The organism is Cupriavidus oxalaticus, from assembly GCF_004768545.1.
GTDB classification, from domain to species: domain Bacteria; phylum Pseudomonadota; class Gammaproteobacteria; order Burkholderiales; family Burkholderiaceae; genus Cupriavidus; species Cupriavidus oxalaticus_A.
This window is the reverse complement of the sequence record NZ_CP038635.1, coordinates 806,850-830,547: the sequence shown is the minus strand read 5'-3', so window position 1 is coordinate 830,547 and position 23,698 is coordinate 806,850. Positions and strand designations below refer to the sequence as shown.

Here is a 23,698-nt window from a genome sequence, read left to right as displayed (position 1 = left end):
ATGAGCGGCAGAAGCGCCCGCTCGCGTTATAATTTCGCCTTTCCTATCAGGCAGTTATCGCAAGCCGCCAACGCCCTTCCCGCCCTCCCGGGTGCGGCCGTGCAGGCGCCGTCCCTCATGCAGATCGTAAATATTTCCGCTTACAAGTTCGTCTCGCTGGACGACATCGAGACCCTGCGCCCGGCCATGCGCGAGCGCTGCGAAGCGGCCGGCCTGAAAGGCACGATCCTGCTCGCGCCCGAGGGCATCAACATGTTCCTGGCCGGCCCGCGCGAAGCCATCGACGGCTTCATGGTGTGGCTGCATGCCGACGCGCGCTTCGCCGATATCGCGCCCAAGGAAAGCCTGTCGGAGAACCAGCCCTTCAAGCGCATGCTGGTGCGTGCCAAGAAGGAGATCATCACCATGAAGATGCCGCTGATCCGCCCCGAAGACGGCCGCGCGCCGTCGGTGCGACCGGTGGACCTGAAGCGCTGGCTGGACCAGGGGCATGACGACGAAGGCCGCCCGGTGGTGATGCTCGATACGCGCAATGACTTCGAGGTCGCGGTCGGCACCTTCGCCGATGCGGTCGAGTACGACATCGCCAAGTTCAGCGAATTCCCCGAGGCTGTCGCCGCGCACAAGGCAGAGCTGGAAGGCAAGACCGTGGTGTCGTTCTGCACCGGCGGCATCCGCTGCGAGAAGGCGGCGATCCACATGCAGGAAGTCGGCGTCGAGCGCGTATACCAGCTCGAGGGTGGCATCCTGAAGTATTTCGAGGAAGTCGGCGGCAGCCACTATCGCGGCGACTGCTTCGTCTTCGACTACCGCACCGCGCTAAACCCGAACCTGGAGCCCGCCGGACCCAAGCAGTGCTTCGCCTGCCGTGCCGTGGTCACGCCGGAAGAACAGCAGAGCCCGCACTACGTGATCGGCAAGAGCTGCCCGCACTGCATCGGCACGAAACAGGCCGCAGCCTGACAGAACGCCGGCGGCGGCCGCTCAGGCCGCCAGCAGGTGGTAGAGATTGCGCAGCATGCCCGCGGTGGCGCCCCAGATAAAGCGGTGGCCGCCGCTCTCGCGCGGATAGGGCATGGCGTAGAACAGGCGTTCGCCGTCGACCCAGCGGAACAGGCGCCGCTCATGGTGTAACGGGTTCATCAGGAAGGCGAGCGGCACTTCGAAGACATCGGCCACTTCCGAGGCATCCGGGCGCAGCGTGAATCCATCGCGCACCAGGCCGACCACCGGACTGACGTGGAATCCCGTGCCAGTGATGTAGTCAGGCAGTGCGCCCAGCACTTCCACGTAGTCGCGCGCCAGACCCACCTCTTCTTCCGTCTCACGCAGCGCCGTGTCGATACGGTTCTTGTCCCACTGCTCCTGCCTGCCGCCCGGGAAGCTGATCTGCCCCGCATGCGCACTCAGGTTGGCATTGCGCTGGGTCAGCAGCACGGTCAGGCCATCGCGGCGTTCCACCAGCGGCACCAGCACGGCGGCATCGCGCAGGCCGCGGCTGCGGTCGTAGACGCGCGATTCGTCGGTCAGCTCCGGCGCCCAGGCCGGCGGCACCTCGAAGCGGTGGCGGATGAAGTCGACCTGCAGGCGCGGCTCGCTCAATGGCGCATTGCGCAGGTCGGTGTCGACGACGGGAAGGGATTCGGGATCGAAGGCGGGACGCATAGCAACCGCAAGTATGACAGAAGCGCGCGATTCGGCGCCGCAGCAAAATCGGATGTTGCCCGAACGCCAATGCAGCATGCAAAAAGGGCACCCATGGGGTGCCCTTCCTGGGGAAACGCTGGCCGGGTCGCCCCGGCCGGCATGTCCGGCTTACTCCGCAGCCTTGGCAGCGGCGGCAGCCTTCGACACCAGCTTTTCCTTGATACGTGCGGACTTGCCCGAACGCTGGCGCAGGTAGTACAGCTTCGCGCGACGCACGTCGCCGCGACGCTTCACTTCGATGGCAGCGATCAGCGGCGAGTACAGCTGGAACGTACGTTCCACGCCTTCACCCGACGAGATCTTGCGCACGATGAAGGACGAGTTCAGGCCGCGGTTACGCTTGGCGATCACTACGCCTTCGTAGGCCTGCACGCGCTTGCGGTTACCTTCCACCACGTTCACGCTGACGATCACGGTGTCGCCGGGTGCGAATGCGGGGATGGTCTTGCTCGCGGTCAGACGCGCGATCTCTTCCTTCTCGATCTGCTCGATGAGGTTCATCGTTTTTTCTCCGTAACCATCGTGCCGGCGTTGTATGCCCCAGGCATGTCCCGGGCCCCGGCAGAGGATGGGGTTTTACCTGGCGGGAGTTGCCTCCCGCCCTTCCTTCGCCGCCCATTCCGACAAGAATTTCTCGTCGGCGCGGGACAGCAAACCTTGTTCGCGAGCCGCCTCGATCAGGTCGGGGCGCTTTCTCGCGGTATTGGCCAGCGCCTGCTGGCGCCGCCATTTCTCGATCTCGGCGTGATGGCCCCCGAGCAATATCTCGGGCACCCGCACGCCTTCATATTCTTCCGGCCGCGTGTAGTGCGGACAATCCAGCAGGCCGTTGACGAAGCTGTCCTGCACCGCGGACTGCGCGTCGCCCAGCACGCCGGGCAGGTGGCGCACCACCGCGTCGATCAGCGCCATCGCAGGCAGTTCGCCGCCTGACAGCACGAAGTCGCCGAGGCTGATTTCCTCGTCCACGCGGCGGTCGATCAGCCGCTGGTCGATGGCCTCATAGCGGCCGCACAGCAGGACCAGGCCCGGCCGTTCGGCCAGTTCCATCACCTTGGCGTGCGACAGCGTCTTGCCTTGCGGCGACATCAGCACCACGTGCGGCTGCGGCACGCCGGCCTGCGCCTGCGCCGCCACTGCGGCATCGATCGCATCGTCCAGCGGCTTGGCCAGCATCACCATGCCGGGGCCGCCGCCATAGGGGCGATCGTCGATGGTGCGGTAATTGTCGACCGTGAAATCGCGTGGATTCCAGCTGCGCAACGCATACCGCTGTTGCTTGGCTGCCCGGCTGGTAATGCCCCAGTCGGTCAGCGCGCGGAACATCTCGGGAAACAGCGTGATCACATCGAACTGCATCCGCTCTCCCCCTCCTGGGCACAATGCCGGGCCTGGCGCCGGGCTCAGTAATCGAGTCCCCAGTCCACCACGATGCGCTTGCCGGCGGTATCGACCGTGCGCAGGAACGCATCGACAAACGGGATCAGCCGTTCGCCGGCCTTGCCGTCCGGCAGCGCGTACGCGACCTGCAGGATCTGGTGGGCACCGTTATCGATCAGGCCGGATACTTCGCCCAGCAACTCGCCTTGCTCGTTGCTGACGCTGCAGCCGATCAGGTCGACCCAGTAAAACTCATCTTCTTCCGGCGCCGGAAAATCCGCACGCCGGATCCACACGCGACGGCCCCGGAGCGCTTCCGCAAGATTGCGGTCGGCAACGCCGGCGGCATTCGCCACCACCGTACCGCTGTGCTCGCGCGACTGCGCGATCTTCACGCAGACCGGCTGGGCCTGCTGCGCCCCGGCGGCAACCAGCCCCGCCTGCGGCGGCGCCAGCAACCACCAGCGACGCGCATGCAACAGGGCGGATGCGTCATTGGCATGCGGCTGGACCTTGATCCAGCCACGGATGCCGTAGGCCGCGCCGACATAGCCGACTTCCACCAGGTCTTCCGGCAGGGCGTCGGCATACAGCAGCGCCGTGGGCATCTTGGGGGCCTCACCCTGCGGGCCCTGCGGCCGGTTCAGCGGCCGCTGCTTGCGTTCAGTCACGTGCGCAACGAAGAACGTGCCCTTGCGGGCACGCTATAGTTCGCTCAGTCCGATGGACCGGCGGCAATCAGGCAGCAGCCTTGGTGCCTTGCTTGACCAGGCGGGCAACGGTCGGCGACAGCTGGGCGCCAACGCCTTGCCAGTAGGCCAGGCGGTCTTGCGCCAGGCGCAGGCCTTCTTCGCCTTCCGAAGCCAGCGGGTTGTAGAAGCCAACGCGCTCGATGAAACGGCCATCGCGACGGTTGCGCGAATCGGTAGCGACGATGTTGAAGAACGGGCGCTTCTTGCTGCCGCCGCGAGCCAGACGGATAACGACCATGGGATGATTCCTCAGAAAACGGGTGTCCGGGTGTTCAAACGAACACGAAACGCAAGAGTATAGCCCAGTTTCCGAGGCCAAACAAACACTTAGGTGATTGACGTGCCGGTGCCGTGCAGGCATCGTGGCAAAAACCGCGACGGGAGGCCTGCCATGCGTCCGCATCTGCACTTCTTGCTTCGTACTGCAAGGCAGTCCGCCCTGCTCGCCGTGGTTCTGCTGGCAGGCAGCGCGGCGGCGGCGCTGCCGCTCGAGCAGATCAAGCTGCCGGCCGGCTTCCGCATCGACGTGTTAACGCAGGAGGTGCCGGGCGCGCGCGCCATGGCGCTGTCGCCGTCGGGCACGCTCTTCGTGGGTTCGTTGCGCGAGGGCAAGGTCTACGCGGTCACCGACGCGCTCGGCGGCCGACCGCGCGTGCGCACTGTTGCCAGCGGGCTGCGCATGCCGGCCGGGGTGGCGCTGCGCGATGGCAGCCTGTACGCCTCGTCGGTGTCCAGGATCGTGCGCATCGACAATATCGAAGCGCGGCTGGACAACCCGCCGGCACCGGTGGTGGTAAGCGACCGCTTTCCGTCAGACGATCACCACGGCTGGAAATTCATCGCCTTCGGGCCGGACGGCTACCTGTACGTCCCGGTCGGCGCGCCCTGCAATATCTGCGCGCCCGACGAGAACCGCTACGCCAACATCATGAAGATGAAGCCCGATGGTAGCGACCTGCAGGTGGCGGCCCGCGGGGTGCGCAATACCGTCGGCTTCGACTGGCACCCGGCCACGCGCGAGCTGTGGTTCACCGACAACGGCCGCGACCGCATGGGCGACGATGTTCCCGACGACGAGCTGAACCGCGCGACGGCGAACAACCAGCATTTCGGCTATCCGTATTGCCACGCCGGCAACGTCGCCGACCCGGAATACGGCAGCAAGCGCCCCTGCTCGGAATTTGTCCCGCCGGTGGCGCGGCTGGGCGCGCACGTGGCCGCGCTCGGCATGCGCTTCTATACCGGCAGCCAGTTTCCGGCGGCATACCGTAACAATGTCTTCATTGCCGAGCATGGCAGCTGGGACCGTAGCCAGCCATCCGGCTACCGCGTGGTGCGCGTGGTGCTGGACGAGTCCGGCAAGGCCGTCCGGCAGGAGGTGTTTGCCCAGGGCTGGCTGCGCGGCAGGCCGTGGGGCCGCCCGGTCGACGTGCTCGTCGCCCCTGACGGCTCGCTGCTGGTCAGCGACGACCTGGCTGGCGCGATCTACCGGATCCGCTACGCACCGTAGCTGGAGACGGCACAAGCGCAGCCCGCAAAGAGCCGCCAAAACACCAGGAATGGCAAGGCCATGTGTCCGAAACAATCCGTTACACCGGTAACTCGCTTGGCATAGCGCGACCTGATGGCCGATGCGTACCATGAACCCATCTTCCAACAGCAACTTAGCGCGACAGGAACCTGGGAATCCGCATGATCACCCGCTCTCTCCTGCGCGACCTGGTGGCTGGTATCCTGGTGGCCTCGGGCCTGGTCGGCGCGGTAGCCGCCAGTCATGCCCAGGTCGCGTTCTGGCAACAAAGCCGTGCTGATGCCCGGCCGGTGCGGCTGCAGGCTGGCGATGGCTGGCAGGTCGCCAGCGTGCGCGCCGAAAGCCGCGACCACGTACAGGCGCAGATCGACCGCATGGAAGCTCGCGCCCGCGCAGACGACCGCCTGAGTGGCCGCCGCGCCGCCGCGATGCAGGGCGCTCGCGACGACAACCGTGTGCGCGCCCAGGATCAGCGCAGCAACCCTTCCGACGCCCGCAACGACTCGCGCCCCACCAGCGTCGGTCCCGGCTGGCAGGCACACGGCCGCGACAACGGCGGACGCTGAATCCCCATGCGGCTGGCGCTCGCGTGGCGCCGGCGCCCTGGGAAGCGCGCCGAGGAACTCGCTGCGGAACTCGCCCCGCGCCCCCATTGTCTTTATCTGAGTGTGTGCCCCACTTTCCGGGTGCCACACACAGGCTGCCGCCCGGCGCTGCCCGGGGCTCACAGCGTGCCGTCCAGTGCAGACGGCAATCGAACTGACCTGCCTCTGCCCGACACCTCCTGTCGGACCCGATCACGACAGCTCGGGCGCAGCCTCCAGAACGACAATAATTCCGTGAGGTTTGTCATGTCACCCCTTCTAAGCGACCTGGTCGAACACGCCGGCCAGTTATCGCTGTCCGTCCTGTTCATGGGTATCCTTACCCTGGTCCTTTACGGCGAAACGCATATCAGCGAACACGCCGCCACCTTTATCAAGAGCCTGCTTACGGGCGGCTGGCATTAGCGTCGCCCTGCGCGTCTGCTGATGCACTTCCACTCCCTGGCCGTGACCGCCGGCGTACAATGACTGCCGGCTGGCACGCGTGTGCCGCCGTTTTTCCCGAACCGCCACGCACGCCCCTACGCCATGCCTGCCGCCACGCCAGCCAGTCCCGCAACCACTCGCGCCACCACCACCCCGGCACGCGGCAAGTCCAAGCTGCTGACGGTCGCGCTGGCGTTCCTGTTCGGCAGCCTCGGGGCGCACCGCTTCTACCTGGGCGGGCTGCGCGACGTGTACGGCTGGGTTCACCTGCTGGGGCTGCTGGCCGGCGTCGTCGGCATTGCCTCGATGGCGACCGATGCCGGGACGCCCGCGCTCAACTGGACGTTCGCCGTTGCCGGCGGAGTCTCGGTCATCAGCGCCTTCCTTGGCGCCATCGTCTATGGCCTGCGCCCGGACGACAAGTGGGACGCGCGCTTCAATCCCCATGGCAAGCCCACGCGCTCCGGGTGGCCGGTCGTGATCCTGGTGATCCTGTCGCTGCTGATCGGCACCGGCCTGCTGATGGCGGGGCTGGCCATCAGCTTCCAGACCTTCTTCGAATCGCAGGTCGAGGCGGCGCGCGAGCTGTCGCAATAGCCGCGCCGGCGGCATTCACTGCGACCTGATCGACCACGTACGCGGCAACCTGCGGGCGGATGATGGCAGGTGATCCGCGATGCCCACCCTGCCGGCATTCGCTTGAGCACCGCGGCGGGCGCCAAAAGCTGCCTGCATTTGCGCGTGGTCAATGCGGCCGCAATCGGCAATTCCCCTTTCGCGCAAATCGCCCATACTGGAAAGACCGTCCGATCCTGGCGGCGACATGCGCGGCAGAGCGTGGCTCTGGCGGCGCAAAGGAGCACCAATCGACATGCCAACGTATGACGAAGGACGCCTGGCAGCCATCGCCGTCAGGCTGGCGCTGTCCTCCGGACTGCCGCCATCGAGCGCGAAGGCCGCGCTGGACCTGGCCAGCCGCATGATCGGCGACCAGCAGGCCACTGAAGCAGCTCAGAACAAGGAGCCTTGCGGATCGTCCTTGCCGCGTGGTCCCGCGGGCGGCCGGAATCGCGAAGTATCCAGTTCGAACCGGTTATAGCGGAAGCCGAGCCGGTCGGCGGCCTTGTAGAAGCGCTGACGTAGCAAGTCCGCCCACACGCCCGTGCCCCGCATGCGCGTGGCAAAGCTGGCATCGTAGGCTTTGCCTTCGCGCATGTCGCGAACGCGGTTCATGACCCGCTCGGCGCGATCGGGGAAATGCGCCAGCAGCCATTCCTCGAACAGCGGCCGCACCTCCCAGGGCAGCCGCAGCACGATGTAGTTCGCATAGACGGCGCCCGCCTCTCGCGCCGCTTCCAGCACACGCTCAAGGTCAGGCTCGGTGATGAACGGGATTACCGGGGCAATGCTTACGCCTACCGGAATGCCGGCGTCGGTCAGCGTGCGGATGGTACGCAGTCGGCGTGACGGCGTCGCCGCGCGTGGCTCGAGCGTGCGCGCGATGTCCGCATCCAGCGTGGTGATGGTGACCGCCGCCACCGCGAGCCGCTTGGCGGCCATCGGCGCCAGCAGGTCGATATCACGCTCGATCAGTGAAGACTTGGTGATCAGTGCGACCGGATGGTCGTGTTCGCTCAGCACCTCGAGGATGCCGCGGGTAATGCGCTGCTCGCGCTCGATCGGCTGGTAAGCGTCGGTGTTGACGCCCAGCGCGATGGTCTCGCAGCGGTACGAGGGCCGCGCCAGCGCCTCGCGCAGCTTCTCGGCAGCGTTGGACTTGGCGAACAGCCGGGTCTCGAAGTCGAGCCCCGGCGACAGGTCAAGGTAGGCGTGCGTGGGCCGCGCAAAGCAGTAGATGCAGCCGTGCTCGCAGCCGCGGTACGGGTTCAGCGACACGTCGAACGGGATATCCGGCGACGCGTTGCGGGTCAGGATCGTGCGCGCGCGTTCGATGCGTACCTGCGTACGCAGCGGCGGCAATGGCGCTTGCGGTGACGGAGTGGTGTTGGAGGCAGCCTCCGGATGCGCCTGCCCGACGGCAGTCGCCGGCTCTTCCATTGCCGGACTACCCCAGCCGTCGTCGAAGGTCTCGCGCTGGTCTCGCTCGAAACGTCCCTGCAGGTTGCTGACCGCGCCGCGTCCCTTGCGCGCGACGGGCGCCCGCGGGCCCGCCTGCGTATCGGCGGCGGCGGTGGACGTGTCTTTGAAGGGATTGGCGGGGCGCTTCATGATTGCCCGGCTTCGTTGGCCTGGCGTGGGTGGTCAGGTCGGCTGGCTCTTGTCCTCGACCGAGATTGCAAGCGTTTCCTTGATTTCTTCCATGACGACATAGCTTTTCGACTGCGCGGCACCGGGCAGTTGCAACAGGATGTCGCCCAGCAGCCGCCGGTATTCGCCGATCTCGCGGATGCGCGCTTTGATCAGGTAGTCGAAATCGCCCGACACGAGGTGACACTCCAGCACTTCCGGGATGCGCAGCACCTCGCGCCGGAACTGCTCGAACATATTGCCCGATTTATTGCCGAGCGAGATCTCCACGAACACTAGCAGTGCACTGCCCAGCAGGGTCGGATTCAGCCGCGCGTAGTAGCCCATGATGACACCATCGCGCTCCAGGCGCTTGACCCGCTCGATGCACGGCGTGATGGTCAGGCCGACCGCCTCCGCCAGGTCTTTCATCGAGATCCTGCCGTCTGCCTGCAGCAGCGTCAGGATCCTGCGGTCGAGCCGGTCGAGCGTGCGTACGGGCTGGCGGCTGGTTCTCATTAGTTTTTCCTGTTTTACTGAGAAATTCGGTAACTATGACTGGATTGTATTCAATAGTATAGAGACAAATCCTTCTTCAACCTGAGATCGTAGTTGGGAGCCCCCGAAATGCGTGTTCTCGTACTTGGCAGTGGCGTCATCGGCGTCACCAGTGCGTGGTATCTGGCCAAGGCCGGTCATGAAGTGACCGTCGTCGATCGCGAAGCCGGACCCGCGCTGGGCACAAGCTTTGCCAACGCGGGGCAGATCTCCCCGGGCTACGCGTCGCCGTGGGCGGCGCCCGGCGTGCCGCTGAAGGCGATCAAGTGGATGTTCCAGGACCACGCTCCGCTGTCCATCCGTCCGGACGGCACGCTGTTCCAGCTGCAATGGATGTGGCAGATGCTGCTGAACTGCAGTGCCGAGCGCTATGCCGTGAACAAGGAGCGCATGGTGCGGCTGGCCGAATACAGCCGCGACTGCATCCGCGCATTGCGCGCGGAAACCGGCATCGCTTATGAAGGCCGCCAGCAAGGCACGCTGCAGGTGTTCCGCACCGACGAGCAGCTGCAAGGCGCGGCCAAGGACATCGCCGTGCTGGAAGAAGCCGGCGTGCCCTACCAGTTGCTTTCGCGCGAAGAACTCGCCGCGAGCGAACCGGCGCTGGCCGCTGTCAGCCACAAGCTGAGCGGCGGCCTGCGCCTTCCCAACGATGAAACCGGCGACTGCCAGTTGTTCACGACGCGGCTTTCGCAGATGGCCGAGCTGCTGGGCGTCAGGTTCCTGTACAACCGTTCGATCGACAGCCTGCTGACGCGGGGCGATGCCGTCACCGGCGCCATCGTCAACGGCGAGCCGATCTCCGCCGACCTGGTGGTCGTGGCGCTGGGCAGCTGGTCGACGCAGCTGGTGAAGCCGTTCCTGTCGGGCATGTCCAACCTGCCGGTGTACCCGCTCAAGGGCTTCTCGATCACGGTGCCGCTCAGCGACGCCTCGCGCAGCCCGGTGTCGACGGTGCTGGATGAAACCTACAAGGTCGCCATCACCCGCTTCGACGACCGCATCCGCGTCGGCGGCATGGCGCAGATCGTCGGCTATGACCGCAGCCTCGACCCGGCCAAGCGCCGCACGCTCGAACACGTGGTCACCGACCTGTTCCCCGGTGCCGGCGATGTCAGCCAGGCCACCTTCTGGACCGGCCTGCGCCCGATGACGCCGGACGGCACGCCGATCGTCGGCCCGACGCAGGTACGCGGCCTGTGGCTGAACACCGGACACGGCACGCTCGGCTGGACCATGGCCTGCGGCTCCGGCAAGCTGCTGTCGGACCTGGTCTCCGGGACTTCGCCGGCGATCCGTGCCGATGACCTGTCGGTGGGACGCTATCTCAAGCCCACGCGCCATCACCTGGCACCGCGGCCGGCGCATGCCTGACAACGGCGACGCACAGGCAATACAAGGGCGGCCCTACAGGCCGCCCTTTTTGCTTGCTGATATCGCCTACCCCCGTAGCTATCAATAGACGCAAAAAAGCCGTTCGCGGGAGATCCCGGGAACGGCTCCTTTTGCGAACATGGCCGGCCGTATCATCCACCTCACGGCCGGCAAGCTGACGGCATCAGCCCAGCGCGGCCACCAGTTCCGGCACCACGGTATTCAGATCGCCCACCAGGCCGTAGTCGGCCACGGAGAAGATCGGGGCCTCGGCATCCTTGTTGATCGCGACGATCACCTTGGAGTCCTTCATGCCGGCCAGGTGCTGGATCGCGCCGGAGATACCGACGGCGATGTACAGCTGCGGCGCGACGATCTTGCCGGTCTGGCCGACCTGGTAGTCGTTCGGCACGAAGCCGGCGTCAACGGCGGCGCGCGAGGCACCCAGCGCGGCGCCCAGCTTGTCGGCCAGCGGCGTCAGCACCTTGGTGTAGTTCTCGCCCGAACCCACGCCACGGCCACCCGAGACGATGATCTTGGCGGCGGTCAGTTCCGGACGGTCGCTCTTGGCCACTTCGCGCGAAACGAACTGCGAAACGCCCGCGTCGGCCACAGCCGGCAGGGTCTCGACGGCGGCCGAGCCACCTTCGGCAGCGGCGGCGTCAAACGCGGTGCCGCGCACGGTGATCACCTTGATCTTGTCTTCCGACTTGACCGTGGCGATGGCGTTGCCGGCGTAGATCGGACGCTCGAAGGTGTCCGGGGCGTCGACCTTGGAGATTTCCGAGATCTGGGCCACGTCCAGCTTGGCGGCCACGCGCGGCAGGATGTTCTTGCCGTACGGGGTGGCCGGAGCCAGGATGTGCGAGTAGTCGTTGGCGATGGCCAGCGCCTGCTCGGCCACGTTTTCGGCCAGGCCGTCGCCGAAGTAGGCGGCGTCGGCCAGCAGGACCTTGGTCACGCCGGCGATCTTGGCGGCGGCGTCAGCCGCGGCCTTGGCGTTGGAACCGGCCACCAGCACGTGCACGTCGCCGCCGCATTGGGCTGCGGCGGTCACGGTGTTCAGCGTGGCGCCCTTGATCGATTGATTGTCGTGTTCAGCAATGACGAGTGCAGTCATGTTCTATCTCCCCGGCGCTCAGATAACCTTGGCTTCGTTCTTCAGCTTCTGCACCAGCGTCGCGACGTCCGGCACCATCACACCAGCGCTGCGCTTGGCAGGCTCGACCACCTTCAGGGTCGACAGGCGCGGCTTCACGTCGACGCCGAGGTCTTCCGGCTTGACGGTATCCAGCGGCTTCTTCTTCGCCTTCATGATGTTCGGCAGCGTGACGTAGCGCGGCTCGTTCAGGCGCAGGTCGGTCGTCACCACGGCCGGCAGCTTCAGCGATAGCGTTTCCAGGCCGCCGTCGACTTCACGGGTCACCGACGCCTTGCCGTCGGCAACCACCACCTTCGAGGCGAACGTGGCTTGCGGCAGGCCGGCCAGCGCGGCCACCATCTGGCCGGTCTGGTTGGAGTCATCGTCGATCGCCTGCTTGCCCAGGATCACCAGCTGCGGCTGTTCCTTGTCGATCAGCGCCTTCAGCAGCTTGGCCACGGCCAGCGGTTGCAGGTCTTCGTTCGACTCCACCAGGATGCCGCGGTCGGCACCGATGGCCATCGCGGTGCGCAGGGTTTCCTGGCACTGCGTGACACCGCACGACACGGCGACGACTTCGGTGACGACGCCGGCTTCCTTCAGGCGCACGGCCTCTTCCACGGCGATTTCGTCGAACGGGTTCATGCTCATCTTGACGTTGGCCAGATCGACGCCCGTGCCGTCCGCCTTGACGCGGACCTTGACGTTGTAATCCACCACCCGCTTGACTGCGACGAGTACTTTCATGCGCTCACTCCACTGATAGCTGATAGTCAGAAATTTTGTTCGCTCGTCATTATAACCACCGGGTTGGCGGCTCTCCTGTTTTTCGAACGATCGTACTATTTTATCGGCAAAATGATGCCGGGCATAGCCCGGCAGCCACCAGCCGTCAGGAGATTGTGCCGGAAATTGAGGCTTACGCGCATCGTCTGATTGGACGGAAGCCTCAAAGTGACCGGTACATAACCGCGATTGCCAAGGATTACCAGGCGGTGATCACGGATTCCTTGAAGGTCGAATTCACGTATTGCTTGATTTCGGGCGAGTGGTACGCCTTCACCAGCTTGGCCACCCACGGCTTGCCCTTGTCGGCCTCGCGGATCGCGATCAGGTTGGCGTACGGACCCTTCGGACCTTCCATGGCGATCGCATCCTTGGTCGGCGACAGGCCGGCCGATTCCGCGTAGTTGCCGTTGATCGCGGCGGCATCCAGATCATCCAGCGAGCGCGGCAGCTGCGCGGCGTCCAGCTCGACGATGCGGATCTTCTTCGGATTCTCGGCGATGTCCAGCGGGGTCGCCTTCAGGCCGGCGTTAGGCTTGAGCTTGATCACGCCCTTGCTCTGCAGCAGCAGCAGGCCGCGGCCGCCGTTGGTCGGATCGTTGGGCACGCCCACGCGCGCGCCCTGCTTGAGCTGGTCGAGCGACTTGATCTTCTTGGAGTACACGCCCATCGGGAAGGTCACGGTGTAGGCGATGTGCGTGAACTTGTAGCCGCGGTCCTTGATCTGGGCTTCCAGGTAAGGCAGGTGCTGGTAGCTGTTGGCATCCAGGTCGCCGGCGGCCAGCGCGGCGTTGGGCTGGATGTAGTCGCTGAACTCGACTACCTGGATGTTCAGGCCGTCCTTGGCGGCGACCTTCTTCACCTGTTCCATGATCTGCGCGTGCGGGCCGCCGGTGACGCCGATCTTGATCGGTTTCTCCTGGGCGATCGCGCCGGTGGCCAGCGAGGCGCCGAGCGCGGCGCCGAGAATCCATTGCAGCAGGTTGCGACGTTGCATGATGTACGTTCCTATTTCTAGAAGTAGTTTGGTTCAGCGGTGGCTGATGCGCCGGACCAGCCAGTCGCCGAAGCTCTGCACGGCCTGCACGAAGATGATCAGGATCACCACCACCGCCGCCATCACCTCGGTGATGTAGCGCTGGTAGCCATAGCGGATGCCCAGGTCGCCCAGGCCGCCGCCGCCGATCGCACCGGCCATGGCCGAGTAGCCGACCAGGCTGACGAAGGTGATGGTCAGGCCGGCGACGATGCCAGGCATGGCCTCCGGCAGCAGCACCTTCCACACGATCTGGCCGGTCGTCGCACCCATCGACTGGGCGGCCTCGACCAGGCCCTTGTCGACCTCGCGCAGCGCGCTTTCGACCAGGCGGGCAATAAAGGGAATCGCCGCGATGGTCAGCGGGACGATCGCTGCAGTGGTACCGATCGACGAACCCACGATAAAGCGCGTGAACGGGATCACCACCACCAGCAGGATGATGAACGGGATCGAACGCACCGCGTTGACCACCACGCCGATGGTGCGGTTGAACAGCGGGTGCGACAGCACGCCACCGCGATTGGTCAGGTGCAGCAGCACGCCCAGCGGCACGCCCAGCAGCGAGCCGACCACGCCGGAGATCGCCACCATCAGCAGGGTCTCGTTGAACGAGGTCAGGAACAGGTCAAACATTTCAGACCACATGCTCGAACTCCTCCACCACGACGCCTTGCGCCTGCAGGTATTCCATTGCTGCCTTCACGTCGGCCAGCTCGCCAGTGGCCATGATCGCCAGCGAGCCGAAGGCCTGGCCCTGGATCTCGTCGATGTGGCCGTGCAGGATGTTGAAATCCAGCCCGTAGCGGCGGATCGCCTGCGCCAGTACCGGCTGGTCGACGCCCTCGCCGGTGAAGGCGAGGCGGTAGACGTGGTCGCGGCCATTGCCGAGCCGGCTTTCGACGCGCTTGAGCACGCTCGCCGGCAGCTCCTGCGAAATGACATCGCCGATCATGGCGCGCGTGACGTCGTGCTGCGGACGCAGGAACACGTCGATCACGCGGCCCTGCTCGACCACCTGGCCGGCCTCGAGCACGGCGACGCGGTCGCACACCTGCTTGATGACCTCCATCTGGTGCGTGATCATCACGATGGTCAGGCCCAGTTCGCGATTGATCTGCCTGAGCAGTTCCAGGATGGAACGCGTGGTTTCCGGATCCAGCGCCGAAGTGGCTTCGTCCGACAGCAGCACCTTGGGCTTGCTCGCCAGCGCGCGCGCGATACCCACGCGCTGCTTCTGCCCGCCGCTGATCTGCGCCGGGTGGCGGTCCTTCAGCGCCGACAGGCCGACCAGCTCCAGCAGCGGCAGCACGGTTGCGGCGATTTCCGCCTTGGGCTTGCCCGCCAGTTCCAGCGGCAGCGCCACATTGTCATAGACGGTGCGCGACGACAGCAGGTTGAAATGCTGGAAGATCATGCCGATCTCGCGCCGGGCCAGGCGCAGCGCGCCGTTGTCCAGCGCGGTCAGGTCCTGGCCGTCGACGACGACGCGGCCGCTGCTGGGCCGGTTCAGCAGGTTGATGGCGCGAACCAGCGTGCTCTTGCCGGCGCCGCTGCGGCCGATGATGCCGAAGACTTCGCCCGCTGCAATCGACAGGCTGACGTCCCGCAATGCATGCACGTCGCCAGACGCGCCCGGGAAGCGCTGCGACAGTCCTTGCAGTTCGATCATGTAAAGGTGACCAAAAGAAAACGGCAACAGGCGAGTTTGTCTCGAGCGCTGTTGCCGCACTTATTTTTGTGAAGCCGGTATTTTATGCGATTCGCTTCATACCATAAACGAATTTTTATCGATGTCTTTATGCACACCCAGCATAAAGAACCACAATAAGTCGACTATCCGCCACGCCACGACGGCGTGCGCTTGTCGAGAAAGGCCTGCACGCCTTCCAGCGCCGAGTCATCCATCATGTTGCAGGCCATGGTCTGGCCGGCGAGCTGGTAGGCGGCCTCGATACCCATTTCAAGCTGGCGGTAGAACAGCCCCTTGCCGGCGGCGACGGCCGCTGCCGGCTTGGCGCAGATACTGGCGGCCAGCCGCGCCACCTCGTCGTCCAGTGCGGCGGCCGGCACCACGCGGTTGACCAGCCCGCGCTCGCGCGCGGTGGCGGCATCGATCATATCGCCGGTCAGCAGCATTTCCATGGCCTGCTTGCGGTGCAGGTTGCGAGACAGCGCCACGCCCGGCGTCGAGCAGAACAGGCCGAGGTTGACGCCGGACACCGCAAAACGCGCGTCGTCGGCGGCGACCGCGAGGTCGCACATCGCCACCAGCTGGCAGCCGGCCGCGGTGGCGATACCTTGTACCCGCGCAATCACTGGCTGCGGCATCTTCTGGATCGCCATCATCACGCGCGTGCAGCGGTCGAACAGGCGCCGGTAGTAGTCGTGCGACGGCGTCGCGCGCATCTCGCGCAGGTCATGGCCGGCGCAGAAGGCCTTGCCCGCACCGGCCAGCACCACCACGCGCACGGCGTCGTCGGCGGCTAGCCGGCGGAAGGTCTCGGCCAGCGCGTCCAGCAGGCCTTCGGACAAGGCGTTGAAGGCCTGGGGCCGGTTCATGGTCACCCGCACCACGCCGGCGGCATCGCGCGTTTCGGTCAGCAGCGGCGCGTCCACGCGCGCATCGTTCTCGGCCATGGCGGATGCCTCCTATCGTTCCAGCAGGACTTTCAGGTGGGCCAGTACGCTGCGGCCGAGCGCGCTCAGGTTATAGCCGCCTTCCAGGCAGCTGACGATACGCCCCTGCGCGTGCGTGCGCGCCACGTCGACAAGCTGGCCGGTGATCCACGCATAGTCCTGCTCCACCAGGCCCATCTGCCCGAGGTCATCCTCGCGGTGCGCGTCGAAGCCGGCCGAGATAAACAGCATCTGCGGGCGGAACTCGTGCAGGCGCGGCAGCCAGATGGTCTCGACCACCTCGCGCACGGCCATGCCGTTGGTGTAGGCCGGCAGCGGGATGTTTGCCATATTAGCCGCCAGGTGCTCGGTGCCGCTGTACGGGTAGAACGGGTGCTGGAAGAAACTGCACATGAGCACATGCTCGTCGCCGCGGAAAGCCGCCTCGGTGCCGTTGCCGTGGTGGACATCGAAATCGATGATGGCGACGCGCTCCAGCCCATGCGCCTGCAGCGCGTGGCGTGCGGCAATGGCCACGTTGTTGAAGAAGCAAAAGCCCATGGCGCGGTCCGGCTCGGCATGGTGGCCAGGCGGGCGCACGCAGCAGAAAGCGTTCTCGAACTCGCCCGAGATCACCGCATCGGTCGCTGCCACCGCGGCGCCGGCGGCCAGCTTGGCCGCGCTCAGGGTGTGGGCGTTCATCGATGTATCCGGGTCGATCGGGTAGTAGCCGCTGGCCGGGCTGGTGCTTTCCAGCGAATCGACATAGTCGGGCCGGTGCACGCGCTCGATCTGCTCGCGCGTGGCCGGCGTGGGCTCGCGGCGCTCCAGCAGCCCGTCCAGGCCGTGCGAAATCAGGTGATCCTCGATCGCCTGCAGGCGTTCCGGACACTCGGGATGAAAATGACCCATCTCGTGCCGCTGGAACTCGGGGTGCGTGTAATAGCCTGTCGGCATCTCTTATCGTCGCTCGGTTGTCTCCATTCGCTACGTTAGCACAGGGCGGGCCTTGCCACCCAATGCGCGTCCTCGCTGGCGAGCCCGGGTTAGCCGGTTCGCGCGCCGGGTCGCGCAAGCTGGCGCCGGGTTGCTGCAGTGGCATCCGCTATACTCGGTGCGACTTGCAAAGGACACCATGACCGACCCCCAGCGCTCACTGCGACGCCCCCTGCTGGGCGCCGCGCTTTCCGCTGCCGCACTCGGACTCTGCGGCCTCTCCCCCAGCCTTCTCGCCGCCGGCAAGCGCCGCGTCAGCGTGCGTGAAGAAGAAATCGAACCCGGCCGCTACCGCGACAACCCGCAAACCCGCGCCTTTATCGATGAAATGGTGGCGCGCCACAGCTTCGACCGCGGCGCGCTGCAGGACTGGTTCGGCCAGGCGGTCTATTCCTCGACCGTGGTGCGGCTGATCATGCCGCCCGCCACCACCGGGCGCAAAAGCTGGCGCGCCTACCGCTCGCGCTTTATCGAGCCGATCCGCATCAATGCCGGCGTGCGTTTCTGGCAGGACAACCGCGACACGCTGCGCCGCGCCGAGGCCGAATTCGGCGTGCCGGCATCGGTGATCGTCGGCATCATCGGCGTGGAGACCATTTATGGGCGCGACATGGGCACGTTCCGCGTACTCGATTCGCTGTCGACGCTGGCCTTCGACTATCCCGACACGCCGAACCGCGCCGCGCGCTCCACGCTGTTCCGCAACCAGCTGGCCGACTACCTGCTGTGGTGCCGCGATACGCGCACCGATGTGTACTCGGTGCTGGGCTCATACGCCGGCGCGATCGGCATCCCGCAGTTCATGCCGACCAGCCTGCGCGAATACGCCATCGACTACGACAACAATGGCCGCATCGACCTGCGCAACAGCCCGACCGATGCGATCGGCAGCGTGGCGCGTTTCCTGCAGCTGCATGGCTGGGAACCGGGCCGGCCGGTGGTATGGCGCATTGCCGGCGACAGCGGTAGCCTTGGCGTCGCCACCGCGGCCGCGGATGGCGAACCGTGGCCGACGCGCACGCTCAACCAGCTGACCCGCGCCGGCCTGCGCGTGGACGAGCCCATCGACACGGCGCGCGAAGGCGAGACCGGCGTGCTGGTGGTGGACCTGCCCACGCCGGACCAGCCGACCGAGTACCTGCTGGGCCTGCGCAACTTCTATGTGCTGACGCGCTACAACCGCAGCTTCTTCTACGCACTGGCGGTGTACCAGCTGGGCGAAGCGGTCAAGGCGGCAATGGGCTGAGCCACGCCTGACACCCAGACGCAAAAAAACCTCGCTTGCGCGAGGCTTTCTTGTCTGCGGCCGCCGCCCGGATCAGGCCCGGATCAGGCCCGGATCAGGCCCGGATCAGGCCGGGAGCAGGCGGGAACATCAGGCCGGAAACACGCCGGTCGACAGGTAGCGGTCGCCGCGATCGCACACCACGAAGACGATGGTGGCGTTCTCCACTTCCTCGGCGATCCGCAACGCCACGCACAATGCGCCGGCCGCCGAGATGCCGCAGAAGATACCCTCCTCAGCCGCCATGCGGCGTGCCATGTGCTCGGCATCGGCCTGGCTCACCGGCTCGGTGCGGTCGATATGCGCGGGATCATAGATCTTGGGCAGGTAGGCTTCCGGCCACTTGCGGATGCCCGGGATGCGCGAGCCTTCGGCCGGCTGGGCGCCAATGACCTGGATCGCCGGGTTCTGCTCCTTCAAATAGCGCGACACGCCGGTGATGGTGCCGGTCGTGCCCATCGCCGAAACAAAATGGGTGACACGCCCGTCGGTATCGCGCCAGATCTCGGGGCCGGTGCCTTCGTAGTGGGCTTGCGGGTTGTCGGGGTTGGCGAACTGGTCGAGGATCACGCCCTTGCCTTCGCGCTCCATCGCGTCCGCCAGGTCGCGGGCGTATTCCATGCCGCCCTTCACCGGCGTCAGGACAATCTCCGCACCGTAGGCCGCCATGCTCTGCCGCCGCTCCAGGCTCAGGTCCTCGGGCATGATCAGCACCATCTTGTAGCCGCGGATGGCGGCCGCCATGGCCAGCGCAATGCCGGTATTGCCCGAAGTGGCCTCGATCAGCGTATCGCCCGGCTTGATGCGGCCCCGCGCCTCGGCGCGGGCAATCATCGATACCGCCGGGCGGTCCTTGACCGACCCGGCGGGGTTGTTGCCTTCCAGCTTGCCGAGAATCACATTGCCGCGCGCGTCGTTGGCGGCACCGGGAATGCGCTGCAGTCTGACCAGCGGCGTATTGCCGATGGTGTCTTCAATTGTCTTGTAAGCCATGGGGGAGGGGGTGGGCGATGGTAGGTCAGGTTCGCCGGCCATTGTAATCCAGTCACCTTTCCCTCGCCGACAGGCGGGATTTGCGCAAACGCGCCCCGCCTCGCTCCCCTTCCCTGCGCTACTCAGTCGGCCTCGTGGTTGCCTTCGCCCAGCAGGTGGTACAGCAGGATGCAGCCAAAGGTTGCGGTACCGATGCCACCCAGCGTCATGCCGCCCAGCTTCAGCGTCAGGTCGCCGGCGGCCACCGTCAAGGTGGCGCCGACCGTGATCAGGTTGCGCGAGCTGGAGAAGTCCACCTTGTTCTGCACCCAGATCCGGCCCGCGGTCGCGGCGATCAGGCCGAACACCACGATGGTCAGCCCGCCGATCACCGGCCCCGGGATGGTCAGGATCAGCGCACCGAACTTGGGCGAAAAGCCCAGCAGGATGGCCACCGCCGCCGCCACCACGAAGATCAGCGTGGAGTAGATCTTGGTGACCGCCATCACGCCCATGTTCTCGGCATAGGTGGTCACGCCAGTGCCGCCGCCGCTGGCCGACAGCATGGTCGCGATGCCGTCGCCGATAAACGCGCGGCCGATATACGGATCGAGGTTGCGGCCCGTCATCACGCCAATCGCCTTGATGTGGCCAAGGTTCTCAGCCACCAGCACGATCGCCACCGGCGCGATCAGCAGCATGGCGCTGACCTCGAACACCGGCGCGCTGAACGCAGGCAGGCCGAACCAGCTCGCCGCGGCAACGCCGGAGAAGTCGATCGGCTTGCCGAGGCCCATCACGCTGGTGCCCACGTAGTAGGCAAGGTACCCCGCCAGTCCGCCGATCAGTACCGGCAGGCGGCCAAGCATGCCCGGCGCGCGCACCGCAACCAGGCCCACGGCAAGCACCGTCAGCAGGCCCACCCAGGTATCGAGCGACGAGCCGCTGACCGCCTTGACCGCAACCGGGGCCAGGTTCAGCCCGATGGCCGCGACGATCGCGCCGGTGACCACCGGCGGCATCAGCTTTTCCACCCAGGCGTAGCCCACTGCCTGCACCACCAGGCCGATCACTGTGTAGAGCGCGCCCGCTGCAATGATGCCGCCCAGTGCCACCGGGATATTGGGGTTGGGGCCGCTGCCGGCATAGCCGGTGGCGGCGATCACCACGGCGATAAAGGCAAAGCTGGAGCCGAGATAGCTGGGCACCCGGCCACGCACGCACAGGAAAAAGATCAGCGTGCCGATACCGGAAAACAGGATGGCGATATTGGGATTGAAGCCCATCAGGATCGGCGCGATGGCGGTCGAGCCGAACATCGCCACCACGTGCTGGATGCCGGCCAGCAGCGTCTGGCCGGCCGGCAGCCGTTCGTCGGGCCCGATTACCCCTTCGGTCTTGAGCCGCCATTTCGGCAGGAAACCCGCGTCCTCGCCATTCGCCATATGTTGTGCTCCCTGTGTCCGGGCGGGCCGCTGCGTCAGCGGCCGCCGCGATTGTGGTTGGTGATCGCCGCCAACCGGCTGCATATTGCCGGCCGGCGCGCGCGCGCGGCAGATCCTGCCGGCGCGGCGTCCGCATGATACTCCGCAGCCGGATGGCTGCGAAGCCGCACAGGTGTAGCACGAGACGTACCAGCAACGACGAGCCCGGACGCATCCGGAGCCGGCACAGGGAGACAGGCTCCGGTTGAAGCTTCAGCGCGCTGCCTTGGCGGCACCGGCTGGCGGCGCGGCAGCCGCCTTGGCGGGCTTGGCAGCGGGAGCCGAGGGTGCCGGTGCAGCAGCGGCGGCGGCGCCGAATACCAGCCCCCCTTCCTGCAACCTGGCCACGGACTTCGGCCCTACGCCGCTGACACGCTCGGCAAGATCGGCGGCATCCTTGTACGGACCGCGCTTGTTGCGCTCGTTGACGATATTGCGTGCGGTGGCGGGGCCGACGCCCTTGACCGACGTCAGCGCGGCCTCGTCGGCCGTATTGACGTCGATGGCGGCATGCGCCGCGCCGCCCGCGCACAGGCACATCGCAGCCAGCAGGGAAAAACGACGGACGAGTTGCCAGACCCAATGCTTGAACATGAAAGCTCCTTTGCTGTGGATGGTGTGAAGTACCACCCCGCCATCGCGGCGAGGCCAGCTCAGGATAGGTTCAGCGCGCCACGACGGCGCATACGGCAACACAAGTTGACACCGGCCGCACGAAAACGTGTCGGCCGGTCATCGGGATCGAGGAAATGCTGGATGCGGTCGTCAGCCGTTGCGCCCGATCAGCCAGCGGCAGTAGCGCGCCACGCCTTCCTCGACCGTCAGAAAGGCCTCACCGTAGCCGGCGCCGCGCAGCTTCGACACATCGGACTGCGTAAAGCACTGGTACTTGCCGCGCAGCGCGTCGGGGAACTTGACGTACTCGACCAGGCCTTCCTGTACCAGCTCTTCCAGCGACAGGCTCGGCTTGCCTTCCGCCTCGCGCAGCGTATTGACCACGGTGACGGCGATGTCGTTGAACGGCTGCGCCCGGCCGGTGCCCAGGTTGAAGATGCCGGACTTCTCGGGATGGTCAAGGAAGTACAGGTTGACCTTGACCACGTCCTCGACCGAGATGAAGTCGCGGCTCTGCATGCCGGGACCATACCCGCCGTAGTCGCCGAACAGCTTCACGGTACCGTCGGCGCGGAACTGGTTGAAATTGTGGAAAGCCACCGACGCCATGCGGCCCTTGTGGTTCTCGCGCGGGCCATACACGTTGAAATAGCGGAAGCCGACGATCTGCGACAGTGCAGACGGCAGCCTGCGCCGCACAATCTGGTCGAACAGGAACTTGGAGTAGCCGTACACGTTCAGCGGACGCTCGAACTCGCGGTCCTCGCGGAACACCTGCGAGGCGCCGTAGGTCGCGGCCGACGAAGCATAGAGGAACTGCGCGCCCTGCTCCAGGCAACTCTCCATCAGCGACACCGTGTAGCGGTAGTTGTTCTCCATCATGTAGCGCCCGTCGCTCTCCATGGTGTCGGAGCAGGCGCCTTCGTGGAACACCGCGCGGACCTTGCCGAACTGTCCCTTTGCAAAGCGCTCGAGGAAGTCCTCCTTGTCCAGGTAGTCGGAGATCTCGCAGTCGACGAGGTTGTGGAACTTGTCGGCGCGGGTCAGGTTGTCGACGGCGATGACATTGGTCTCGCCCCGTTCGTTCAGGCCCTTGACGAGGTTGCTGCCGATAAAGCCGGCGGCGCCGGTCACGATGATGGTCATGGTTGCTTCAGTAATGGGCGCCGCGCGTCACGGGGCGGTGCCGAACAATTCAGGGTAGGTAACGACGGCGGTGCCGAGCTTGCCGACCACGATGCCGCCGGCGCGGTTGGCATGCTGCACGGCTTCCTTGAGCGTCACGCCCGCGCCCAGCATGGTCGCCAGCGTGGCGATCACGGTATCGCCGGCACCCGATACATCATAGACCTCGCGCGCCTGGGCCGAGACGTGCAGCACTTCGGCTTCCGTGTAGAGCGTCATGCCCTCCTCCGAGCGCGTCAGCAGCAGCGCCTCCAGTTGCAGTTCGCGGCGCAGGTTCTGCGCGCGGATGGTGAGGTCGGCCTCGGTCTTCCAGGCGCCGACCACGGCACGCATCTCGGAGCGGTTGGGGGTGATCAGCGTGGCGCCGCGGTAGCGCGAGTAGTCGTCGCCCTTGGGGTCGATCAGCACCTTGCGGCCGGCTGCGCGGCCGGCGTCGATCATGCGGGAAACGTGCGTCAGGCCGCCCTTGCCGTAGTCGGACAGCACCAGCACCTGGTAGTCGTTGATCAGGCCCTGGAACCGGTCCTGTACCGCGGCCAGCACTTCGTGCGCCGGGGCGTTTTCGAAGTCCACGCGCAGCAGTTGCTGCTGGTGGGCGACTACGCGCAGCTTGATAGTGGTATTTAGCTTGGAGTCGCGGTGCAGGTAGGGCTCGACGTGGCTCTCGGCGAGCAGCGCCTCGAGCGTGCGCGCCGGCTCGTCGTCGCCGACGACGCCCAGCATGCCCACGCGCGCGCCCAGCGCAGCGGCGTTGCGCGCCACGTTGGCGGCGCCGCCCAGGCGCTCGTCGCTGCGCTTGACCTGCACCACCGGCACCGGGGCTTCCGGCGAGATGCGTTCGACGTCGCCGAACCAGTAGCGGTCCAGCATCATGTCGCCGACCACCAGGATATGGGACTGCCGGATCTGTTCCTGCGGGATGGTCTTGTTCATGAAGATCCTTGGCGATTGCGAGGCAGCCAGCGCCGCCTCGTCAGCATGTCGTTGATCAGTCGTTGA

General features: G+C 66.0%; 26 protein-coding genes. 7 read left to right on the top strand and 19 right to left on the bottom strand.

Features of this window, described 5'->3' with window-relative positions; translation table 11 throughout:
- Nucleotides 1-117: 117 nt before the first annotated feature.
- On the top strand, nucleotides 118-963 hold the full coding sequence (locus E0W60_RS14635) for a sulfurtransferase (RefSeq protein WP_135704801.1): 846 nt from the start codon (nucleotides 118-120) through the stop codon (nucleotides 961-963).
- A 21-nt stretch (nucleotides 964-984) separates the two neighbouring features.
- On the opposite strand, the gene E0W60_RS14630 is transcribed toward E0W60_RS14635, so the two are convergent.
- From E0W60_RS14630 to rpsP, 5 genes are all read right to left on the bottom strand, one after another.
- Nucleotides 985-1,665: a CoA pyrophosphatase gene (locus E0W60_RS14630; protein WP_133094034.1), complete on the bottom strand. Its 681-nt coding sequence runs from the start codon at nucleotides 1,663-1,665 to the stop codon at nucleotides 985-987.
- A 150-nt stretch (nucleotides 1,666-1,815) separates the two neighbouring features.
- Nucleotides 1,816-2,208: a 50S ribosomal protein L19 gene (gene rplS / locus E0W60_RS14625; RefSeq protein ID WP_135704800.1), complete on the bottom strand. Its 393-nt coding sequence runs from the start codon at nucleotides 2,206-2,208 to the stop codon at nucleotides 1,816-1,818.
- A gap of 75 nt (nucleotides 2,209-2,283) precedes the next feature.
- On the bottom strand, nucleotides 2,284-3,066 hold the full coding sequence (gene trmD / locus E0W60_RS14620; protein WP_133094032.1) for a tRNA (guanosine(37)-N1)-methyltransferase TrmD: 783 nt from the start codon (nucleotides 3,064-3,066) through the stop codon (nucleotides 2,284-2,286).
- A gap of 44 nt (nucleotides 3,067-3,110) precedes the next feature.
- Nucleotides 3,111-3,695 (bottom strand): ribosome maturation factor RimM, encoded by a 585-nt coding sequence (gene rimM, locus E0W60_RS14615; RefSeq protein WP_133094235.1) that lies wholly within the window; start codon nucleotides 3,693-3,695, stop codon nucleotides 3,111-3,113.
- A 130-nt stretch (nucleotides 3,696-3,825) separates the two neighbouring features.
- On the bottom strand, nucleotides 3,826-4,077 hold the full coding sequence (rpsP, locus tag E0W60_RS14610) for a 30S ribosomal protein S16 (protein ID WP_133094031.1): 252 nt from the start codon (nucleotides 4,075-4,077) through the stop codon (nucleotides 3,826-3,828).
- A 153-nt stretch (nucleotides 4,078-4,230) separates the two neighbouring features.
- On the opposite strand from rpsP, the gene E0W60_RS14605 reads away from it, so the two are divergent.
- The 4 genes from E0W60_RS14605 (at nucleotide 4,231) to E0W60_RS14595 (ending at nucleotide 6,998) form a co-directional block, all read left to right on the top strand.
- Nucleotides 4,231-5,349 (top strand): PQQ-dependent sugar dehydrogenase, encoded by a 1,119-nt coding sequence (locus E0W60_RS14605; RefSeq protein WP_135704799.1) that lies wholly within the window; start codon nucleotides 4,231-4,233, stop codon nucleotides 5,347-5,349.
- 182 nt (nucleotides 5,350-5,531) lie between these two features.
- Nucleotides 5,532-5,936, top strand: coding sequence for a hypothetical protein (locus E0W60_RS14600; protein WP_135704797.1), 405 nt, complete (start codon nucleotides 5,532-5,534; stop codon nucleotides 5,934-5,936).
- 285 nt (nucleotides 5,937-6,221) lie between these two features.
- Nucleotides 6,222-6,380, top strand: a complete 159-nt coding sequence (locus E0W60_RS37020; RefSeq protein ID WP_165971452.1) for a hypothetical protein — start codon at nucleotides 6,222-6,224, stop codon at nucleotides 6,378-6,380.
- Nucleotides 6,381-6,503: 123 nt separating this feature from the next.
- A complete protein-coding gene (locus tag E0W60_RS14595; protein ID WP_135706221.1) occupies nucleotides 6,504-6,998 on the top strand; it encodes a TM2 domain-containing protein in 495 nt (164 codons plus the stop codon).
- 414 nt (nucleotides 6,999-7,412) lie between these two features.
- On the opposite strand, the gene E0W60_RS14590 is transcribed toward E0W60_RS14595, so the two are convergent.
- On the bottom strand, nucleotides 7,413-8,630 hold the full coding sequence (locus E0W60_RS14590; RefSeq protein WP_240745932.1) for a PA0069 family radical SAM protein: 1,218 nt from the start codon (nucleotides 8,628-8,630) through the stop codon (nucleotides 7,413-7,415).
- Between the two features lie 33 nt (nucleotides 8,631-8,663).
- On the bottom strand, nucleotides 8,664-9,167 hold the full coding sequence (locus E0W60_RS14585) for an Lrp/AsnC ligand binding domain-containing protein (protein ID WP_133094028.1): 504 nt from the start codon (nucleotides 9,165-9,167) through the stop codon (nucleotides 8,664-8,666).
- Between the two features lie 108 nt (nucleotides 9,168-9,275).
- Here E0W60_RS14585 and E0W60_RS14580 point away from each other — a divergent pair, with 108 nt between their 5' ends.
- Nucleotides 9,276-10,580, top strand: coding sequence for a D-amino acid dehydrogenase (locus tag E0W60_RS14580; RefSeq protein WP_133094027.1), 1,305 nt, complete (start codon nucleotides 9,276-9,278; stop codon nucleotides 10,578-10,580).
- Nucleotides 10,581-10,764: 184 nt separating this feature from the next.
- Here the strand turns inward: E0W60_RS14580 and E0W60_RS14575 are convergent, their stop codons facing one another.
- From E0W60_RS14575 to E0W60_RS14545, 7 genes are all read right to left on the bottom strand, one after another.
- A complete protein-coding gene (locus E0W60_RS14575) occupies nucleotides 10,765-11,700 on the bottom strand; it encodes an electron transfer flavoprotein subunit alpha/FixB family protein (RefSeq protein WP_029045693.1) in 936 nt (311 codons plus the stop codon).
- Nucleotides 11,701-11,718: 18 nt separating this feature from the next.
- Entirely contained in the window at nucleotides 11,719-12,468 is a 750-nt protein-coding gene (locus E0W60_RS14570; RefSeq protein WP_029045694.1) for an electron transfer flavoprotein subunit beta/FixA family protein, read from the bottom strand.
- Between the two features lie 238 nt (nucleotides 12,469-12,706).
- Nucleotides 12,707-13,504 (bottom strand): MetQ/NlpA family ABC transporter substrate-binding protein, encoded by a 798-nt coding sequence (locus E0W60_RS14565; protein WP_135704794.1) that lies wholly within the window; start codon nucleotides 13,502-13,504, stop codon nucleotides 12,707-12,709.
- 33 nt (nucleotides 13,505-13,537) lie between these two features.
- The gene (locus E0W60_RS14560; RefSeq protein ID WP_135704792.1) at nucleotides 13,538-14,191 is read right to left on the bottom strand and encodes a methionine ABC transporter permease; all 654 of its coding nucleotides are present in this window, start codon (nucleotides 14,189-14,191) and stop codon (nucleotides 13,538-13,540) included.
- A complete protein-coding gene (locus E0W60_RS14555; protein ID WP_133094023.1) occupies nucleotides 14,181-15,215 on the bottom strand; it encodes a methionine ABC transporter ATP-binding protein in 1,035 nt (344 codons plus the stop codon). The genes E0W60_RS14560 and E0W60_RS14555 overlap by 11 nt, the downstream gene beginning before the upstream one ends.
- A gap of 164 nt (nucleotides 15,216-15,379) precedes the next feature.
- Entirely contained in the window at nucleotides 15,380-16,183 is an 804-nt protein-coding gene (locus E0W60_RS14550; protein WP_133094022.1) for an enoyl-CoA hydratase, read from the bottom strand.
- Nucleotides 16,184-16,195: 12 nt separating this feature from the next.
- Nucleotides 16,196-17,119: a histone deacetylase family protein gene (locus E0W60_RS14545; protein ID WP_135704790.1), complete on the bottom strand. Its 924-nt coding sequence runs from the start codon at nucleotides 17,117-17,119 to the stop codon at nucleotides 16,196-16,198.
- A 178-nt stretch (nucleotides 17,120-17,297) separates the two neighbouring features.
- Between E0W60_RS14545 and mltB the strand changes: the two genes are divergently transcribed.
- Entirely contained in the window at nucleotides 17,298-18,404 is a 1,107-nt protein-coding gene (gene mltB, locus E0W60_RS14540) for a lytic murein transglycosylase B (protein WP_133094020.1), read from the top strand.
- Nucleotides 18,405-18,533: 129 nt separating this feature from the next.
- On the opposite strand, the gene cysM is transcribed toward mltB, so the two are convergent.
- The 5 genes from cysM to rfaE1 all read right to left on the bottom strand — a co-directional run bounded on the left by cysM (nucleotide 18,534) and on the right by rfaE1 (nucleotide 23,632).
- A complete protein-coding gene (gene cysM / locus E0W60_RS14535; RefSeq protein WP_133094019.1) occupies nucleotides 18,534-19,436 on the bottom strand; it encodes a cysteine synthase CysM in 903 nt (300 codons plus the stop codon).
- 122 nt (nucleotides 19,437-19,558) lie between these two features.
- The gene (locus E0W60_RS14530; RefSeq protein WP_133094018.1) at nucleotides 19,559-20,860 is read right to left on the bottom strand and encodes a solute carrier family 23 protein; all 1,302 of its coding nucleotides are present in this window, start codon (nucleotides 20,858-20,860) and stop codon (nucleotides 19,559-19,561) included.
- A 252-nt stretch (nucleotides 20,861-21,112) separates the two neighbouring features.
- Entirely contained in the window at nucleotides 21,113-21,493 is a 381-nt protein-coding gene (locus tag E0W60_RS14525; RefSeq protein ID WP_135704788.1) for a ComEA family DNA-binding protein, read from the bottom strand.
- Between the two features lie 171 nt (nucleotides 21,494-21,664).
- Complete coding sequence (gene rfaD / locus E0W60_RS14520; protein ID WP_135704786.1) at nucleotides 21,665-22,660, bottom strand: ADP-glyceromanno-heptose 6-epimerase; 996 nt, start codon at nucleotides 22,658-22,660, stop codon at nucleotides 21,665-21,667.
- A gap of 27 nt (nucleotides 22,661-22,687) precedes the next feature.
- On the bottom strand, nucleotides 22,688-23,632 hold the full coding sequence (gene rfaE1 / locus E0W60_RS14515; protein WP_133094015.1) for a D-glycero-beta-D-manno-heptose-7-phosphate kinase: 945 nt from the start codon (nucleotides 23,630-23,632) through the stop codon (nucleotides 22,688-22,690).
- Nucleotides 23,633-23,698 lie beyond the last annotated feature (66 nt).

Bases quoted from the DNA above. Each gene is read 5' to 3' on its own strand.
- E0W60_RS14600 (WP_135704797.1), top strand. From the start codon at position 5,532: ATGATCACCCGCTCTCTCCTGCGCGACCTGGTGGCTGGTATCCTGGTG.
- E0W60_RS14595 (WP_135706221.1), top strand. From the start codon at position 6,504: ATGCCTGCCGCCACGCCAGCCAGTCCCGCAACCACTCGCGCCACCACC.
- mltB (WP_133094020.1), top strand. From the start codon at position 17,298: ATGACCGACCCCCAGCGCTCACTGCGACGCCCCCTGCTGGGCGCCGCG.
- E0W60_RS14545 (WP_135704790.1), bottom strand. From the start codon at position 17,119: ATGCCGACAGGCTATTACACGCACCCCGAGTTCCAGCGGCACGAGATG.
- rpsP (WP_133094031.1), bottom strand. From the start codon at position 4,077: ATGGTCGTTATCCGTCTGGCTCGCGGCGGCAGCAAGAAGCGCCCGTTC.
- E0W60_RS14590 (WP_240745932.1), bottom strand. From the start codon at position 8,630: ATGAAGCGCCCCGCCAATCCCTTCAAAGACACGTCCACCGCCGCCGCC.
- trmD (WP_133094032.1), bottom strand. From the start codon at position 3,066: ATGCAGTTCGATGTGATCACGCTGTTTCCCGAGATGTTCCGCGCGCTG.
- E0W60_RS14605 (WP_135704799.1), top strand. From the start codon at position 4,231: ATGCGTCCGCATCTGCACTTCTTGCTTCGTACTGCAAGGCAGTCCGCC.
- E0W60_RS14565 (WP_135704794.1), bottom strand. From the start codon at position 13,504: ATGCAACGTCGCAACCTGCTGCAATGGATTCTCGGCGCCGCGCTCGGC.
- E0W60_RS14525 (WP_135704788.1), bottom strand. From the start codon at position 21,493: ATGTTCAAGCATTGGGTCTGGCAACTCGTCCGTCGTTTTTCCCTGCTG.
- E0W60_RS14555 (WP_133094023.1), bottom strand. From the start codon at position 15,215: ATGATCGAACTGCAAGGACTGTCGCAGCGCTTCCCGGGCGCGTCTGGC.
- E0W60_RS14560 (WP_135704792.1), bottom strand. From the start codon at position 14,191: ATGTGGTCTGAAATGTTTGACCTGTTCCTGACCTCGTTCAACGAGACC.
- rfaE1 (WP_133094015.1), bottom strand. From the start codon at position 23,632: ATGAACAAGACCATCCCGCAGGAACAGATCCGGCAGTCCCATATCCTG.
- E0W60_RS14635 (WP_135704801.1), top strand. From the start codon at position 118: ATGCAGATCGTAAATATTTCCGCTTACAAGTTCGTCTCGCTGGACGAC.
- E0W60_RS37020 (WP_165971452.1), top strand. From the start codon at position 6,222: ATGTCACCCCTTCTAAGCGACCTGGTCGAACACGCCGGCCAGTTATCG.
- rimM (WP_133094235.1), bottom strand. From the start codon at position 3,695: ATGCCCACGGCGCTGCTGTATGCCGACGCCCTGCCGGAAGACCTGGTG.
- cysM (WP_133094019.1), bottom strand. From the start codon at position 19,436: ATGGCTTACAAGACAATTGAAGACACCATCGGCAATACGCCGCTGGTC.
- E0W60_RS14580 (WP_133094027.1), top strand. From the start codon at position 9,276: ATGCGTGTTCTCGTACTTGGCAGTGGCGTCATCGGCGTCACCAGTGCG.
- E0W60_RS14630 (WP_133094034.1), bottom strand. From the start codon at position 1,665: ATGCGTCCCGCCTTCGATCCCGAATCCCTTCCCGTCGTCGACACCGAC.
- rplS (WP_135704800.1), bottom strand. From the start codon at position 2,208: ATGAACCTCATCGAGCAGATCGAGAAGGAAGAGATCGCGCGTCTGACC.
- E0W60_RS14585 (WP_133094028.1), bottom strand. From the start codon at position 9,167: ATGAGAACCAGCCGCCAGCCCGTACGCACGCTCGACCGGCTCGACCGC.
- E0W60_RS14550 (WP_133094022.1), bottom strand. From the start codon at position 16,183: ATGGCCGAGAACGATGCGCGCGTGGACGCGCCGCTGCTGACCGAAACG.
- E0W60_RS14570 (WP_029045694.1), bottom strand. From the start codon at position 12,468: ATGAAAGTACTCGTCGCAGTCAAGCGGGTGGTGGATTACAACGTCAAG.
- E0W60_RS14575 (WP_029045693.1), bottom strand. From the start codon at position 11,700: ATGACTGCACTCGTCATTGCTGAACACGACAATCAATCGATCAAGGGC.
- E0W60_RS14530 (WP_133094018.1), bottom strand. From the start codon at position 20,860: ATGGCGAATGGCGAGGACGCGGGTTTCCTGCCGAAATGGCGGCTCAAG.
- rfaD (WP_135704786.1), bottom strand. From the start codon at position 22,660: ATGACCATCATCGTGACCGGCGCCGCCGGCTTTATCGGCAGCAACCTC.